The organism is Micromonospora sp. CB01531, assembly GCF_001905095.1.
GTDB lineage: Bacteria > Actinomycetota > Actinomycetes > Mycobacteriales > Micromonosporaceae > Micromonospora.
This window is the reverse complement of sequence record NZ_LWLS01000147.1, coordinates 1-13,620: the sequence shown is the minus strand read 5'-3', so window position 1 is coordinate 13,620 and position 13,620 is coordinate 1. Positions and strand designations below refer to the sequence as shown.

General features: G+C 67.5%; 12 protein-coding genes and 3 pseudogenes. 6 read left to right on the top strand and 9 right to left on the bottom strand.

Features of this window, described 5'->3' with window-relative positions:
• Positions 1-1,618: DUF6461 domain-containing protein (locus tag A6A27_RS41895; RefSeq protein ID WP_206745072.1), on the top strand; the 1,618-nt coding region annotated here is incomplete at its 5' end.
• Positions 1,619-1,639: 21 nt separating this feature from the next.
• Positions 1,640-1,882, top strand: coding sequence for a transposase (locus A6A27_RS41890; RefSeq protein WP_198940689.1), 243 nt, complete (start codon positions 1,640-1,642; stop codon positions 1,880-1,882).
• Here the strand turns inward: A6A27_RS41890 and A6A27_RS47045 are convergent.
• From A6A27_RS47045 to A6A27_RS44725, 4 genes and pseudogenes are all read right to left on the bottom strand, one after another.
• Positions 1,805-2,071: a hypothetical protein gene (locus A6A27_RS47045; protein WP_274534636.1), complete on the bottom strand. Its 267-nt coding sequence runs from the start codon at positions 2,069-2,071 to the stop codon at positions 1,805-1,807. The genes A6A27_RS41890 and A6A27_RS47045 overlap by 78 nt on opposite strands.
• Positions 2,072-2,213: 142 nt before the next feature.
• Positions 2,214-2,471 (bottom strand): annotated as a pseudogene (locus A6A27_RS47935) (hypothetical protein); the annotation flags it as partial.
• Between the two features lie 520 nt (positions 2,472-2,991).
• Positions 2,992-3,324, bottom strand: a pseudogene (locus A6A27_RS41875) (IS607 family transposase); the annotation flags it as partial.
• A gap of 18 nt (positions 3,325-3,342) precedes the next feature.
• Positions 3,343-3,531: a hypothetical protein gene (locus A6A27_RS44725; RefSeq protein WP_158074154.1), complete on the bottom strand. Its 189-nt coding sequence runs from the start codon at positions 3,529-3,531 to the stop codon at positions 3,343-3,345.
• A gap of 16 nt (positions 3,532-3,547) precedes the next feature.
• On the opposite strand from A6A27_RS44725, the gene A6A27_RS41870 reads away from it, so the two are divergent.
• Entirely contained in the window at positions 3,548-4,477 is a 930-nt protein-coding gene (locus A6A27_RS41870) for an alpha/beta hydrolase (RefSeq protein ID WP_158074153.1), read from the top strand.
• A 377-nt stretch (positions 4,478-4,854) separates the two neighbouring features.
• Positions 4,855-5,352 carry an alpha/beta hydrolase fold domain-containing protein gene (locus A6A27_RS47930; protein WP_198940688.1) on the top strand — a complete coding sequence of 166 codons (498 nt, stop codon included), beginning with the start codon at positions 4,855-4,857 and terminating at the stop codon, positions 5,350-5,352.
• Here the strand turns inward: A6A27_RS47930 and A6A27_RS41860 are convergent.
• The 3 genes and pseudogenes from A6A27_RS41860 to A6A27_RS41850 form a co-directional block, all read right to left on the bottom strand.
• A pseudogene (locus A6A27_RS41860) lies at positions 5,297-6,016 on the bottom strand (IS110 family transposase); the annotation flags it as partial. The gene A6A27_RS47930 and the pseudogene A6A27_RS41860 sit on opposite strands and share 56 nt — an antisense overlap.
• Positions 6,017-6,405: 389 nt before the next feature.
• Entirely contained in the window at positions 6,406-7,971 is a 1,566-nt protein-coding gene (locus A6A27_RS41855) for a right-handed parallel beta-helix repeat-containing protein (protein WP_083673277.1), read from the bottom strand.
• A 252-nt stretch (positions 7,972-8,223) separates the two neighbouring features.
• Positions 8,224-9,360 (bottom strand): glycoside hydrolase family 88 protein, encoded by a 1,137-nt coding sequence (locus A6A27_RS41850; RefSeq protein WP_073840198.1) that lies wholly within the window; start codon positions 9,358-9,360, stop codon positions 8,224-8,226.
• A 277-nt stretch (positions 9,361-9,637) separates the two neighbouring features.
• On the opposite strand from A6A27_RS41850, the gene A6A27_RS46750 reads away from it, so the two are divergent.
• Positions 9,638-11,224 carry a ricin-type beta-trefoil lectin domain protein gene (locus A6A27_RS46750; protein WP_073840197.1) on the top strand — a complete coding sequence of 529 codons (1,587 nt, stop codon included), beginning with the start codon at positions 9,638-9,640 and terminating at the stop codon, positions 11,222-11,224.
• A 31-nt stretch (positions 11,225-11,255) separates the two neighbouring features.
• Here A6A27_RS46750 and A6A27_RS44720 read toward each other — a convergent pair whose 3' ends face one another.
• Positions 11,256-11,402, bottom strand: a complete 147-nt coding sequence (locus A6A27_RS44720) for a hypothetical protein (protein WP_158074152.1) — start codon at positions 11,400-11,402, stop codon at positions 11,256-11,258.
• Between the two features lie 25 nt (positions 11,403-11,427).
• On the bottom strand, positions 11,428-11,625 hold the full coding sequence (locus tag A6A27_RS41840; protein ID WP_073840196.1) for a hypothetical protein: 198 nt from the start codon (positions 11,623-11,625) through the stop codon (positions 11,428-11,430).
• A 671-nt stretch (positions 11,626-12,296) separates the two neighbouring features.
• On the opposite strand from A6A27_RS41840, the gene A6A27_RS41835 reads away from it, so the two are divergent.
• Complete coding sequence (locus tag A6A27_RS41835) at positions 12,297-13,298, top strand: ATP-dependent DNA ligase (RefSeq protein ID WP_073840203.1); 1,002 nt, start codon at positions 12,297-12,299, stop codon at positions 13,296-13,298.
• Positions 13,299-13,620 lie beyond the last annotated feature (322 nt).

Here is a 13,620-nt window from a genome sequence, read left to right as displayed (position 1 = left end):
GGAGTTTGGGAGTTTGAACCTCGGGGCTGGTCAGCACGTTGTCGGAGACGTGGATGCTGAGGATCGGGTCGTTCTACGAGTCGGGGAGGCCCTGTCGCTAGGGTCGCTCTTGTCGGTGGATGGTGCTTTTGCATTGGAGCACCGCAGCGGCGGGGATCTGGCTTTGCGGAACCGGGCACGCGCCGGTGACCTCTGGAGGGTCCCGGGGTTTGAGGGTGAGTCGGAGTTTGTCCACCGCTGGGGTGCAGTCGCTGACCATGTCGATTCTGCCTTCCTCGGGGAGCCGGTCTTGTCAGTGACCTCGAGTGCGGTGCCCGCGGGACAACCGGCAGGTGGCGAGGCGTCTGGCGAGCACCTTGGTGGGGTTAGTACTGTCCCGAACGGCGTTGGCCGCTTGGTTCTGGTGTCCGACGGATATCTGGTGCTGGAGGACGGGGGTGGCCGCCCGCTCTGGCGCTCGGGTGGCGTCGACCGGCGGGTGAGCGCCGCGGTAGTGACCAATGACGGACGGCTGGTCCTGGTGGATCCGGACGGTTTCCAGCGCTGGAGCCGGGACCCTTTGACGGACGCCGAACTCGCGAGTTACCAGGCGGCCTCCGGCGACCGGCTGACTCGGGGGCAGCGTCTCGGCGGAACGCTCACCTCACCAAACGGCAGGTATCAGCTGTCGCGCACCCCGGCCGGGGAGACCGTGCTCGAACGCTCTCGCGGCGGGACGGTTTGGTCGCGGCGCGCCGGTGTGCCCGGCTCGGAGCTGACACTCGGGTACGACGGGGTGCTGCGGACCGGCACCGACTCGACGGTGCTGGCCAAATTTACCGGACGGCGTGTGGATCCGGCGGCGTACGCAGTTTCTGCCCTGGTCGTAGGCGACGACGGCGACGTCGTGTTGGTCTCGGACGACGGCTCGGAGGTGTATCGCAGCGGCACCGCCGCCGAGGAAGCCAGGCTCGACCAGTTGGAGCGGGAGTACGCCCGACGTGAGCGGGAGGATCGCGCAAAGCCGTCGCGGCCGCGTGGGAGCGGATTGCCCGCCGACTGGTTCGACCTGCTCGACATCGACGAAAACTACGCGATCACGCTGGTACAGGGTGTCTCCGCCAGGGAGGCGTTGCTGCGGCTGGGCGTTGACGCCGGGCGGATCGCACCCGTGACGTACGCGGACCTCGCGATGGTTCAGGACGTGGACGGTCATTTGCCGAAGCGGGTGTTCACGGCACAGGTCGATGACTGGGTGATGGTCGTCGAACTGGACGGCGGCATGGACGGCGCCGTCCGCATCGCCGAGATGTCCCGCGGCACCCAGGCAGTCGTCTGCGCCCTGAACTACGACGGCGAGAAATTTCTTGGCTGGTCTGTTGATGGCACACCCTCGGCGCTCTACGAATGGGAATCGGAGAGTGAGGCGCTGGAGGTCGGTGGTCCGGCCGACGCGGGCACGAGCCGCGACGCGATCGTGCCGTTCATGCGCGCCATCGGACTCGGGCACTATCGGGACACCCGTGATGATGACCATTTCCTGCCGCCGCCGGTGGAGATCGCCTGTCTGATCGCGGACGTGCGTCCCCGGCCCGAGCACTTCGCGGGCGAACACCTCGGCGCCGTCGACACCTGGTGACCCTCGCCCGACGGTCAGCGGCTGGACCGGTGCGGGCGGCAGGCCAAATACGCCCGACGCGCCGGCATCGAAGGAACCATCAGCCAAGCCGTCAACGTCACCGGCATACGCCACGCCCGCTACCGCGGCCTGGACAAAACCCACCTGCAAAACGTCTTCAGCGCCGTCGCGATCAACCTGACACGGCTAACCGCCTACTGGAACGGTCACCCCCTCGACCGAACCCGCACCAGCCACCTCGCCCGACTCGCCCTGGCCGCATGAACCAGGCAATAAGCCAGCAGGACCCACCTGTCGGCGGATTTCACCGAACCCGGCGTCGGCGACGCGGCGGGCGAGGCGCCGGCTGCGGAGCTTGCCGGCCACGTTGAGGTCTTCGACCACGATCGTGCCGCACTCGCGGGCCAGGCGGGTGGTGAGTTTGTGCAGGCCATCGCGGCGCAGGTTCGCCACCCGCGCGTGCGCCCAGGCCACCTGCCGGCGGGCCCGTTCCCACCGCCTCGACGGCTGCTGACCGGTACGCCAGTCCGGGGCCGACGCGGCGGGACATCTGCCGGGCAAGACGGCGCATCCGGCGGGCCGCGTCATCCAGGTGGCGAGGGTTGGGGATCATTTTGCCGGTGGACAGCACCGCGAGGTGCGTGATCCCCACGTCCACGCCGATCACCGCCCGCGGGCGCAAGGGTGTGCGTTCGGCCCGATCGACCTCGACGCAGAACGCGACATGCCACCTGCCGCCGTCACGGCGCACGGTCGCCGACAGGATCCGGGCCGTGCCCGCCTCCAGACGGCGGGCAAGTTTTGCGGGCGGACTCGTGCAGCTTGAGCCGGCCCAGCCGGGGCAGCACAACATGCTGGCGGTCCGGCCCACCCGGATCGCTCCCGTGGTGAACCGGATACTCGGCGTGCTACGGCGACGGGACTTGAACAGCGGAAACCCGACCCGCCGCCCCTTTCGCTCACCCGTACGCGAGTCGGACCAGTTCTTCAACCCGCAGGCCAGGGCCTCCAGGCCGGTGTTGAACGCCTCCTTGGAACACTCCGGCCACTACGGCGCCACGTCCGCCTTCGCCTGGTTCCACGCCCTTCCGCAGCGCCGCGAGATTCCACCCAACTGTCGGAATCAGCAACTCCTCATGCACACCATAGGTGCGTTCCGCAGCACGCTGGTCCATGATGGCCTTCACCCCGAGCCAGGGCCCAGTTCATAGGCCACCCGGGCCGCGCCCGCGTTCGCCAGCACCGCCCGCTCCTGGCACGGGGTCAGATCCAGCGCGCATCGGTACGCCTGCACCACCTGCACCCGGTGCCCCCCGGCCGGTGGCGGCGTCGATCGCGCGGCGGGCCCGGTTGGCGGCGGCCCGACGCCCCTACAGGCGGGCGCACAGCGAAGTCAGGATCGCGGTCACGTTGCGCACCAGATCGTCATCAACCTCGGCCGGGTCGACCACCAGCAGGCGGCGGCCCTGCGCGGACAGCGCCGCCTCGACGTACTCGGCACCGAACCGGGCGAACCGGCCCCGGTGCTCCACCACGATCGTGGACACCGCCTCGTCCGCCAGCAGCGCGAGGAACTTCTCGCGGCGCCCATCGAGGGCGGAACCGATCTCGGTGACCACCCGGTCCACCGTCAGGCCCTGCCCGGTAGCCCAGGTGGTCATCTGGGCGACCGGCCGGTCAAGGTCGGCGCGCTGGTCGGCCGATTTTTCGTTCACAAGTATTGACTATTGCTCGTGTTTGGAAGTCCCCTGCCTGAAGGGAGATATCCAAATCTGGAGGAACCACATGCGAGGCTCAACGATCCCCAGTAGATTGCGGCTGCCGTTGGCTACGGCGGCGATGGTGGCGCTCGCGGCTACCGTGATGCCGAGCGCCGCTGTCGCTTCATATCCGGGCAGCACGAACACCTGCACGGTGTACAGCGTCCCCGTGGCGGTGACGGAGGGCGGTCCAGTCGACCAGACCGTCGTGGGTGAGCTGTGCATGCCACGATTCGGTACACCGAAGACGGTTCAGTTGCTCGTCCATGGTGCCACTTACAACAGGACGTACTGGAACTTTCCTTACCAGCCGAACCGCTACTCGTACGTGAACTACGCGGTCGCGGCGGGGTACGCCACCTTTGCAGTGGATGTCGTCGGTGCCGGGGACAGTTCCCACCCGGCTGGCAGCCAGGTCACCATCTTCTCGGCCGCGGAGGCGCTCCACCACGTGATCACGAAGCTCCGTGCGGGTGCCATCGGCTCAGTCGCATTCAGCAAGGTGATCTGGGTCGGCCACTCCATGGGCAGCGCTGCCGGGTGGGCGGAGATCTCAAGGTACCACGACGTCGATGCGTTCATCGCGACAGGGGCCCCTCACACGCTGAGCCTTGCAACGCTCGGCAGTGCCATCATCATCCCTGCCTCGCAGGACCCGAAGTTCGCCCCGCTGGGCCTGGACAGCAACTACATCTCGCTGCCTGAGTCGGACCGGTCGAGCCTGTTCTACTACGCTCCGACCACCGATCCTCAGGCATTCGCGGTCGACTATGCCAACCGCGACGCCTTCACCATTCCAGCTCTCAACACCGGCAACGGCCTGTTCCTGGAACCGGCGTCGACCGCCATCACGCGGAACGTCAACGTTCCGGTGCTCGATATCTTCGGCGAACATGACCCCCTCTTCTGCGCGCCGGACGCGTACGACTGCTCCAACTATTCCATTGTCAAGCAGAACGAGATGATGTTCTACCCCAACGCGACCTCCTTCGACATGGTGATCGTTCCCTCGACCGGTCACGACCTGAACACCCACATGACTGCGCCGTACAGCTACGCGACCATGCTCAGTTGGGCGCTGGGCCACATCGCACCGTAGGCGTCCGAGCGGGTACACCAAAGCCCTCGCGGGTTCCGCGAGGGCTTGCGGCTGCCCAGAATACTGGTCACGCGTCGGCGCGAAGGCAGCGAGTCAGCACGCCGATTGTGGCGCGCCATACGCCTGCCAGCCCGGTCAGCGGGTTCGTGCTGTCGTGACTGTCAACAGGTCGACGGAGTCCTGGTCGGCGGTCAGAGCCGGGTTGTGGGCAACCGCCCAGGGGCAGGCACTCTCGACCCTGCCATATCTCATCGGCCCGTCAGCGCCCGGCAGATGTCGGTCCCCGATGGCCAATGGAACAACCACTCCCGGGATTGTAAGCCGTTCGTTGACCGTCGTCGCCGGGCTCCACCTGTCAATGTCAATGCGATGTCGAGGTGCTGGCGGTGGACTACCGACTGGCCCCGGAGCATTTGTACCCGGCTGCGATCAACGCTGTCGTCGACGTGCTGCGCTGGGCCAGGCCCGCGCGGCGGTGGCAGCGTCCCCGGCCAGGACAACGCCAGCTCCGGGAGCCGTCGCGCAGCCGCACGAACGGACCCGTGCCCTTGCCGGAGAAGAGCACGGGCAGGACGGTCGCCCGCGGCACCACACCTCGGGCGTCGCCTTCAGCGTCGTGTCCATCGGTGCCCACGAGTTGCCCTTACGCACCCGAGTCGGCTCGATCGTCTGCTCCGGCGTCTGCGACCCGTCGATGTTCAGGAATGTCTGCGACCACTCCGTACGTGCGGATAGCAACTCCACCGGTCGACCGCAGATCGCCAGCATCCGGCGAGCCGAGGCCGCATGGGGCTGCTCATCGACACACGAACCCTTCGTCTGGGTGGCGGGGACAGCGGGAGTGGAGGGCACCCCGAGCGCTGTGGCTGTGGTAGTCGCAGCCAGCCAGCCTGACCGCCAACCAACGCCGGACAACGGCGCTCGGGCCTTGACGATCTCGAGGAGTTTCGCGCGGCCGGCCTTGCGCAGCCCAGCCGGTCCGCCGCACCGCGACAGCAACTCCAGCACGGCGGGATGCTGCAGTTTCGGGCCCAGCACCCGCTCCAGGGGTGGGTGGATCTGGGTGAGCAGACCACGAATCCGGTTGGAGATCCGGGTGACCTCACCAGCGAGGTCGTCGTCGTAGCCGACCAGGACTTCCAGCTCAGCGAGGGCCTCGTCCCCGGTGTCGACCCGGCGCAGCGTGTGCGGCAGGGTCCGGGCAGCATCCGCGATCACGTACGCGTCTCGGGCGTCGGTTTTGGCCGTGCCCGGATGCAGGTCAGCCAGCCGGCGCATGACCAGACCCGGCAGGTAGGCCACCTGATGCCCGCACGCCCGGGCGACAGCCACGGGCAGCGCACCGATCGAGGCGGGCTGGTCAACCACGACCAGGATCAGGCCGTGCCGGCCGAGCTTGTCGAACAACCTGCGCAGCCCCGCCCCGGTGTTGGGCAGCGTGGCGTCATGCAGCCGCTTACCCTCGCGGCTCAGCGCGACCGCGTGATGTCCTTCCTTGCCGACGTCGAGTCCTACAAAGACGCCGAACCCGTCGTGCACTCCCGGCCTCCCCACCACCTCGTTGTGGCTCGGCCGCAGGTCAGGCGCCGGACTGCCGGCATCCACGTTACGAGGAGACCTACCCCGAGCACGGGGCGGCCGGGTCCCTATCAGCGGTCCGCCGACGCCACCCGACCCGGGGACAACACCCCCCGGATCATGCGTACGACAGGGGCGGTAAGTCATACCGGGCCGGGCGACCGAGCAGTCCCCGGCTGGGGACGATCAAAAAGGTAACGGGGGCGACTGTGCGGGCAGCATTGTGCTGCTATTACCCGGTTCGGCGCCTGACGCGACCAACGGCCCGACCCCTCAGGGCTGTGAGAATATTCTGCGGGTCTGCCAAAATTTTGGCCAGACCCGCAGAATATTCTGTGCGTGCTGGCCCTTTATTCGGCGCCGAACAGGTCGAATCGCTCCCAGCCGAGGCTTGTAGTCCGGTTTGCGATCAGGGGCTGCGTGCCGCCTGACTCGGCGGTCACGAACTTGTTGTTGACCTGCGCGATCAGGCTTACTGATTGGTCGGTGTTCTTCACGAGTCGGAAGGTCTCCCACGTGCCCGCCGAGTCACGGTTGGCAATCAGCGGTGAATTCCCGTAATTCTCTGCGCAGACGAACTTGTTGTTGGCCTCCGCGCGGAGTCGGACGTACCCGCCGCTCAGGTAAGTCACATCGAACTTCTCCCAGGGCCCGACCGCAACACGGTTTGCGATCAGAGGTTGCGCGCCGCCTGATTCGGCGGTCACGAACTTGCCGTTGGCGCGGGCTCGCAGGCTGATTGTGGTAGGCCTTTCCGATAGGCCGAGCAACCCGGTCAACTGCTGACCGGAAACGAACTCGGGCTGGAGGTTGCTGTTCGTCGCCGAGGCGTTCTGGAAGCCACTGGGGGCGGATTTCAGTACGCCGTCGCACGTCGTTGCGGAGAGGTAGCCCACGTGTGTGGAGTTGTCCACGTTTCCCGTAACGGTCCAGTTCGTCACGTCGCTCACTGCAAAGCCATAGCCCATGTGCTGGCCCTGAAGGGTGTTGTTGGTAACCAACGCGCCGGAGATAGCGGGGTGGTTTCCGCATCCCCAGATTTTTTGTCCCATGCCCACGCCGACCTTGATGAGCGCGCCTTGGGCGTCGATCACATTACCGGTCACGGTTGTGCCGGTGTAGTCTCCGGCATCAACCATATTGATGCCTCCGAGGAGGGTTTGAGTCTTGGCGATGATCGTGTTGTTCCGGATCGTCGACCCAGTGGCTCCGAAGACGACGATGCCGCCATCGGTCGCATCCGTGATGGTGTTGTCCTGGACCAGGCTGTTCGCGCACTGAAATGAAATGCCATCGGCCCAATGCCCGTCAGGCGTGCCATTCGGACCAAAGCTGTTGTTCTGAACCAGCGCGTTCTGGCAGAGCTGGTCGCCGGTGCCGTCGGGGCCCGTGGTTGCGCCGATCAGGTGGAGTGCCGACCAGCCCCGCGGGTCATGCGCGTAAACATTCTGGATTACCTGGCCAGTCGAGGCACCGCCCATCTCCATGAGGGCCTCGGCTTCGTCGGGCACCAGTCCGAGTTGCGGACGCTGCCCGTCGATCTGAATATTCTGCACGGTCAGGCCGTTCAAGTGCACTCCGTGGATGGCCCCGGTGAGACCGCTGCCGACAATTTTCAAAAGTGCGCGGGTGTTGTCGGTCGGCAGCCCCTGCGTCTCTATCTTCTGGTTCGGAGCGTTGAAGATGATCCTTTTAGAGAGATTGAAAGTGGATCCAGGGCACAGTTCCGCCACTGACCCCGGCCCGGTGAGTGCTGCCTGAATATTCGCATCTGTTCCCGACGGAATGCACGAGGCCGCCGCACTCGCCGACCCTACCGTCAAACCTCCGGCCAGCAGCGTACACGTTATCAATGCCGCAGCAGCAACGAACAGGGGATAGACGACCGGTGAGCGCCGACCAAATTTAGACGGCATTTAGCATCCTTTCCGCAAGTGATCAAGACTGGCCTCCGGACGAATGAGGGGAGGGGACCAGCACTGCACCCACTACGCGCGTGTTCGCAGGTTGGTTCACCCAGCGCGTCTTTTCCCGCGCCGCCGCGGACCCGCCGCTCAGGGCACAGGCCGAGGTCGTGCCGGCAGCGGGCCGCGTCCCCACGACGACGACGGCCGGGTCATGGTGGGTCCCGGCACCAGCTGCCGACTCCTTGGTGTCGCGATCGACCGCTATGCGGTGAGTGCGGCGATCTCGGTGCCGGCCAGGAGGAAGGCGCCGACGCCGTAGTCGGCGGTCTGCGAGGCGTCGGTGGGCGCCGGTGCTGCGCCGACGGGCTGGCAGTAGCCGAGGAAGCCGTCGGCGCGTACGGCGGTGGCGAGCATCCCGTTCCACGCCCGCGCGACGATCGGCAGGTAGGCGGCGCGGTCGAGCAGCCCGGTCCGGATGCCGTACGCGATGCCGTACGCGTGGAACGCGGTCCCGGTGGTCTCGGGGCCGCCGAAGTGCGCCGGGTCGCCGAGGTTGGAGTTCCAGAAGCCGTCGGAGCGCTGCAGGGGCGCCAGCGCGGCGGCCATGGACCGCAGGGTGTTGGCGTACTCGGGTCCGCGCTTGTTGGACAGCGGGATCCACTGCAGCACCTTGGCGTGCGCGGCGACCGCCCAGCCGTTGCCGCGCGACCAGTACATCGGCAGGCCGTTGGAGCTGAACTGCTGGGGGCCGTCGATCGCGTAGCCGTTGTCGCGGTACCACAGCGGCGTCGCCTCGCTGTACAGGCCGGTGGCGCGGCCGGCGGTGTCGAGTTGCAGCCGCTTGGTGTGGTGGTAGAGCTGGTACATCGCCAGCCAGTAGTTCGTGTTGCCGCGCAGCGCGCCGAGTCGGGCGAACGGCGGCATCGCCATGTGCAGGGCGTCGACCCACCACCAGTCGTCGCGCTTGGTCGAGTTGACCATGCGGGTGAGGCTGTCCTCGATGACGGCGATCTTGGATGCGCCGCCGAGCTCCTGGTACAGGTCGAGGTACACTTGGCCGGCGCAGTGGTTGTCGGCGAAGCGTGTGGCGGCACCGCCGATCAGGTTGTAGCCGTTCTGCTCGGCCCAGGCCACCGCGTAGTTCAGGTAGCGGGCGTCTCGGGTGAGCCGGTAGTGCGCCATGTTGCCGCTGAAGTAGGTCGCCCGCGCCCACCCGTTGTCGCCCGGGTTGGCGTGGGTCCCGATCCAGTAGTCGTTGACGCGGGCCATGGCCGCGAGCACCTCGGCCCGGCTGGGCAGTTGGTCGGACGGCGCGGCCCCGGCGGGCGCGGCGCCGACGCCCAGCGAGACGGTGGCGCCGAGCGCCGCGGAAGCGCTCAGCAGGGTACGCCGCTTCATGGATCCTCCAGGTGGTGAGGGGTGCCGGGGTGGCTGACGCCGCTGTGTGAGGGCGAAGTGGAAGACAGACTGCCTTTCGCTGGGCGGGGAATCACACCGCATCCGCATACGGATGTCAACTTCCGTAAACCAGATCTCCAATCTGGAATCCGTCCAAGGTTGCGGCATGCGCCTTGGTTGACAACCGCCACGTCGACTGCTAAAGATCTGTCACCAGCCTTCCTGACAGAACCAGTGGATGCCGCCTCCGTCCACTCCGGCCTCCGGAGCCCGTCCCATGGACCCATTGATCACCCCACGCCACCGCCGGAGGGCCGTCGCACTGCTCACCGTGCTGGCCACCGCGGCGACCCTGCTCACCGTCTCCGTCTCACCCGCGGCAGCCGCCACCGGGTCGATCAACGGCATCGCCGGCAAGTGCGTCGACGTCGCCGGGGCCAGCCGCGCCAACGGCACCCAGGTGCAGCTGTGGACCTGCAACGGCACCACCGCCCAGCAGTGGACCACCGGCACCGACGGCACGGTTCGCGCCCTCGGCAAGTGCCTGGACGTCGCCTCCGGCTCCACTGCCAACGGAGCCAAGGTCCAGATCTGGGACTGCAACGGCACCGGGGCCCAGCAGTGGACCGCCACCGCGGCCAACGAGCTGGTCAACCCCCAGTCCAACAAGTGCCTCGACGCCACCAACCAGAGCAGCGCCGATGGCACCGCCCTGCAGATCTGGTCCTGCAGCGGCAACGCCAACCAGAAATGGACCCTGCCGAGCACCCCGCCACCCGCCAACTTCGCCCACCCCGGCGTACTCGTCAGCCGCGCCCAACTCGACTTCATCCGCACCAAGGTCAACTCGGCCGCCCAGCCCTGGAAGGCCGCCTACGACCAGATGTTCGCCAGCACCTACGCCTCGCTGTCGCGCACGCCTATGCCGCGTGCCGTCGTCGAATGCGGCCCCATCTCCAACCCGAATTTCGGCTGCACCGACGAGCGCCAGGACGCCATCGCCGCCTACACCGACGCGCTGATCTGGTACATCACCGGCGACACCCGGTACGCGTCCAAGGCGATCGCGCTCATGGACGCCTGGTCGGCCGTGATCACCGACCACACCAACTCCAACGCCCCCCTGCAGACCGGCTGGTCCGGGGCCGTCTGGGCCCGCTCCGCCGAGATCATCAAGCACACCTACTCGAGCTGGCCGAACGCCGGACGCTTCGCCACGATGCTGCGCAACGTCTACCTGCCCGAGATCGTCAACGGCATGCCGACCTACAACGGCAACTGGGAACTGGTGATGATGGAGGCCGCGATCGGCATCGGGATCTTCCTCGACGACCGCGCCGTCTACAACGCCGCGATGGCCAAGTTCCGGGCACGCGTACCCGCCTACATCTACCTCACCAGCGACGGCCCCTACCCGGTGCCGCCGGCCGGCACCAGCATCGACACTCCGTCAGAGATCATCAGCTTCTGGCAGGGGCAGAGCACCTTTGTCGACGGCCTCACCCAGGAGACCTGCCGCGACTTCACCCACACCGGCTACGGCATCTCCTCCATCTCCCACGTCGCCGAGACCGCCCGCATCCAAGGCGACGACGTCTACAACGAGGTCAAGGACCGGCTGCGCCACGCCATGGGCCTGCACACCAAGTACGAAATCGGCACGGCCGTGCCGTCCTGGCTGTGCGGCGGCTCCGTGAGCCTGGGCCTCGGCCCTGTCACCGAGGTCGGCTTCAACGCACTCAACTTCCGGCTCGGCATCGCCATGGCCAACACGCAGACGTACACCGACAGTCGCCGCCCGCAGGGCACGAACAACCTGTTCATAGCCTGGGAGACCCTCACCCACGCCGCCAACCCGAACTGACCCTCACACACCTGCTAAGTGCTGACTGGCGTTAATTCGTCGGGGGTTGGGTCCAGGCGGTGGGGTCGTTGAGGTAGAGGCCGCAGGCGCAGTCGAGTGCTTCCTCTGCGGTGCCGGCGGTGTGGCCGCTGGGCAGGAACGAGTCTTCGTATCCGTCCTTGCTGGGTGATGCGAGCAAGTCGGCCTGCGCCGGGGCCGGTGGGTCATTCGCAACGGTCTTCGGCGCCTCGGCCGTACGGTTCGCAGCAGTCGGCGCGGTGCCGGTAGACCCGTAGATCGCGGCCGTGCCGGTGGCCGTACTCGGTGGTGATTTCGTACAGGCAGGCCTGCCACACGACGGTTTCCCCGCGGCCGGGCACCACCTGGCCGTCACCGGGCCCGCCGCGTAGCAGCACGTCCACGCTCCGACGGTACGTGCTTGGCGAAGGCGGGACGCGGCGTACGAGACTGTGTCGCCGGACCCGGATGGGCGCGGGGGAGGGCGCGGTCCCCGCAACTGTTCGCTGCGGGGACCGGTCGTCGGTGGCCTGCGGCCGAGGCTGCTCCACCTGCACGTTGCCGTGGCCAGCAGCCGAGCGGTGACCTCGCCGACCGGATCAGGTTCACCTTCGGCACCCGTCGCTCGCCAGCCCGGGATCGGATGCTGTGGAAAACGTTCGCCGCTGTGTAAAACGCCCTGATCATGACTGAATGTGCTAGCACTTCTGGAACCAGGCGAATTGTGCGTATGTGGAACGGGTTCCAAGAGCGAGCACTGCCAGGACCTCATCCGGCAGCCCGGCCGCTGGCACCGTCACGAGGTGACAGCGGTGGTCGGTAGCCCGCGCAGATTGGACGTGCTTTGAAACAGGGGGAGTGCATCCTCCTGCGCTGGATCGTCCGGCGATGGCGGTGCTGTGACCACTGCGGCATTCGTTGTCGCGGATCTCCGCCCGAGGCGAGCCGGTTGCCTCCCACGATGACGTAGGGGGGCGGAAATGAGAGGGGCTCATGGGCGGGGCTGGAGGTGAGTTCCGGCCGGGCGCGGGTGGGTGCGGCGGCGGAACCGGTGCTGCGTCGGCCGGTTGCGCCGATGCTTGCGGCGCCGGTCGACGCGGTGCCCGAGGGCCGGGATCTGGTGCACGAGCCGAAGTGGGATGGGTGGCGGGCGATCGCCTTCCGCGAGGCGGATGGGGTGTATTTGCAGTCGCGGGCCGGCCGGAATCTGACGACCTACTTCCCGGACATCACCCGGGCAGTCCGGGCGGCCGTCCCGCCCGGTGTGGTGCTGGACGGTGAGCTGATCGTCTGGGAGCGTGGCCGGGCCAACTTCGCGCAGTTGCAGCGACGCGTCACCGCCGGCCGCGCTGTGCTGCACATGGCACGCGAGTGCCCTGCCCATTACGTGCTGTTCGATCTCCTCGCCGACGTCGGTGGTCGCGTGATCCTGAACCTGCCGCTGGCGCGGCGGCGGGCCCGGCTGGAGCGGCTGCTCGCCGGCGCCCCGGCGCAGCTCACCGTGAGCCCGCAGACGGCCGATATGCGGGAGGTGTCGGACTGGCTGCTGAACTGGACCGTCGCCGTGGGGATCGAGGGCGTGGTCAGCAAGCGGCTGGCGGGCCGGTACGAGCCCGGTCGCCGCGGCTGGTCGAAGTTCCGTACCCGCATGGTCACGGAGGCCATCGTCGGCGGGGTTACTGGCAGCATCAGTCGCCCGGAGGCGCTGCTGCTCGGCCGGTTCGACCGGCGGGGACGGCTGCGGTATACCGGTCGCTCCCACCCACTGACCACCGATCAGCGGGCGGCGCTGGCCGAGCAGCTTTCGCTGCCACGTATGCCGCGCCGTGGTGCGGTCGCGCACCCGTGGCCGAATCCGTTGCCGGCGTCCTGGTCTGGCCAGTTGGACCGGCCAGAGCCGCTGCCGTACGTGCAGGTAGACCCGACCGTGGTGGCGGAGATCGACGCCGACGTGGCGTTCGAACACGGACGATGGCGCCACCGCGTGCGGTACGCGCGGGCCCGGCCGGACCTGTCGGTCTATGACGTGCCGCTGCTGCTCGGCGAGGAGGAGGGCTACTACGGCGACCCGGGCTGAGCATCCGCGGGCCTACTGATGAGCAGCAAGTGCTTCCGGCTGCTGCAGTCACGCCTTCAACAGTCACCTGTGCCTGAGCCGCTCGCATCCGCAACTAGGCGAATTGAGGACGTTCGTGGGCAGGGACGCCTCCTCCGAGGGTTGCAGTATCGGACGTAGGGACGGGGCGCTTGTCCGCGGCGACGCCCTCTTCGGCCGGGGCGGCTGGAGTCAGCACCCCGGCCCCAGGAACCTTAACGCGTGCATGTCTTCTGCCAGCCCGAGTTGCCGCATTCACGGCAGCATGTTCTTTAGTGAGCGTCCGGGAACTCGGCAGGGCGCA

What these genes read in the sequence shown, in the direction of transcription:
- A6A27_RS41855 (WP_083673277.1), bottom strand. Translation starts at nt 7,971, where the DNA reads ATGCCGTCTAAATTTGGTCGGCGCTCACCGGTCGTCTATCCCCTGTTC.
- A6A27_RS41850 (WP_073840198.1), bottom strand. Translation starts at nt 9,360, where the DNA reads ATGAAGCGGCGTACCCTGCTGAGCGCTTCCGCGGCGCTCGGCGCCACC.
- A6A27_RS46750 (WP_073840197.1), top strand. Translation starts at nt 9,638, where the DNA reads ATGGACCCATTGATCACCCCACGCCACCGCCGGAGGGCCGTCGCACTG.
- A6A27_RS41835 (WP_073840203.1), top strand. Translation starts at nt 12,297, where the DNA reads ATGCTTGCGGCGCCGGTCGACGCGGTGCCCGAGGGCCGGGATCTGGTG.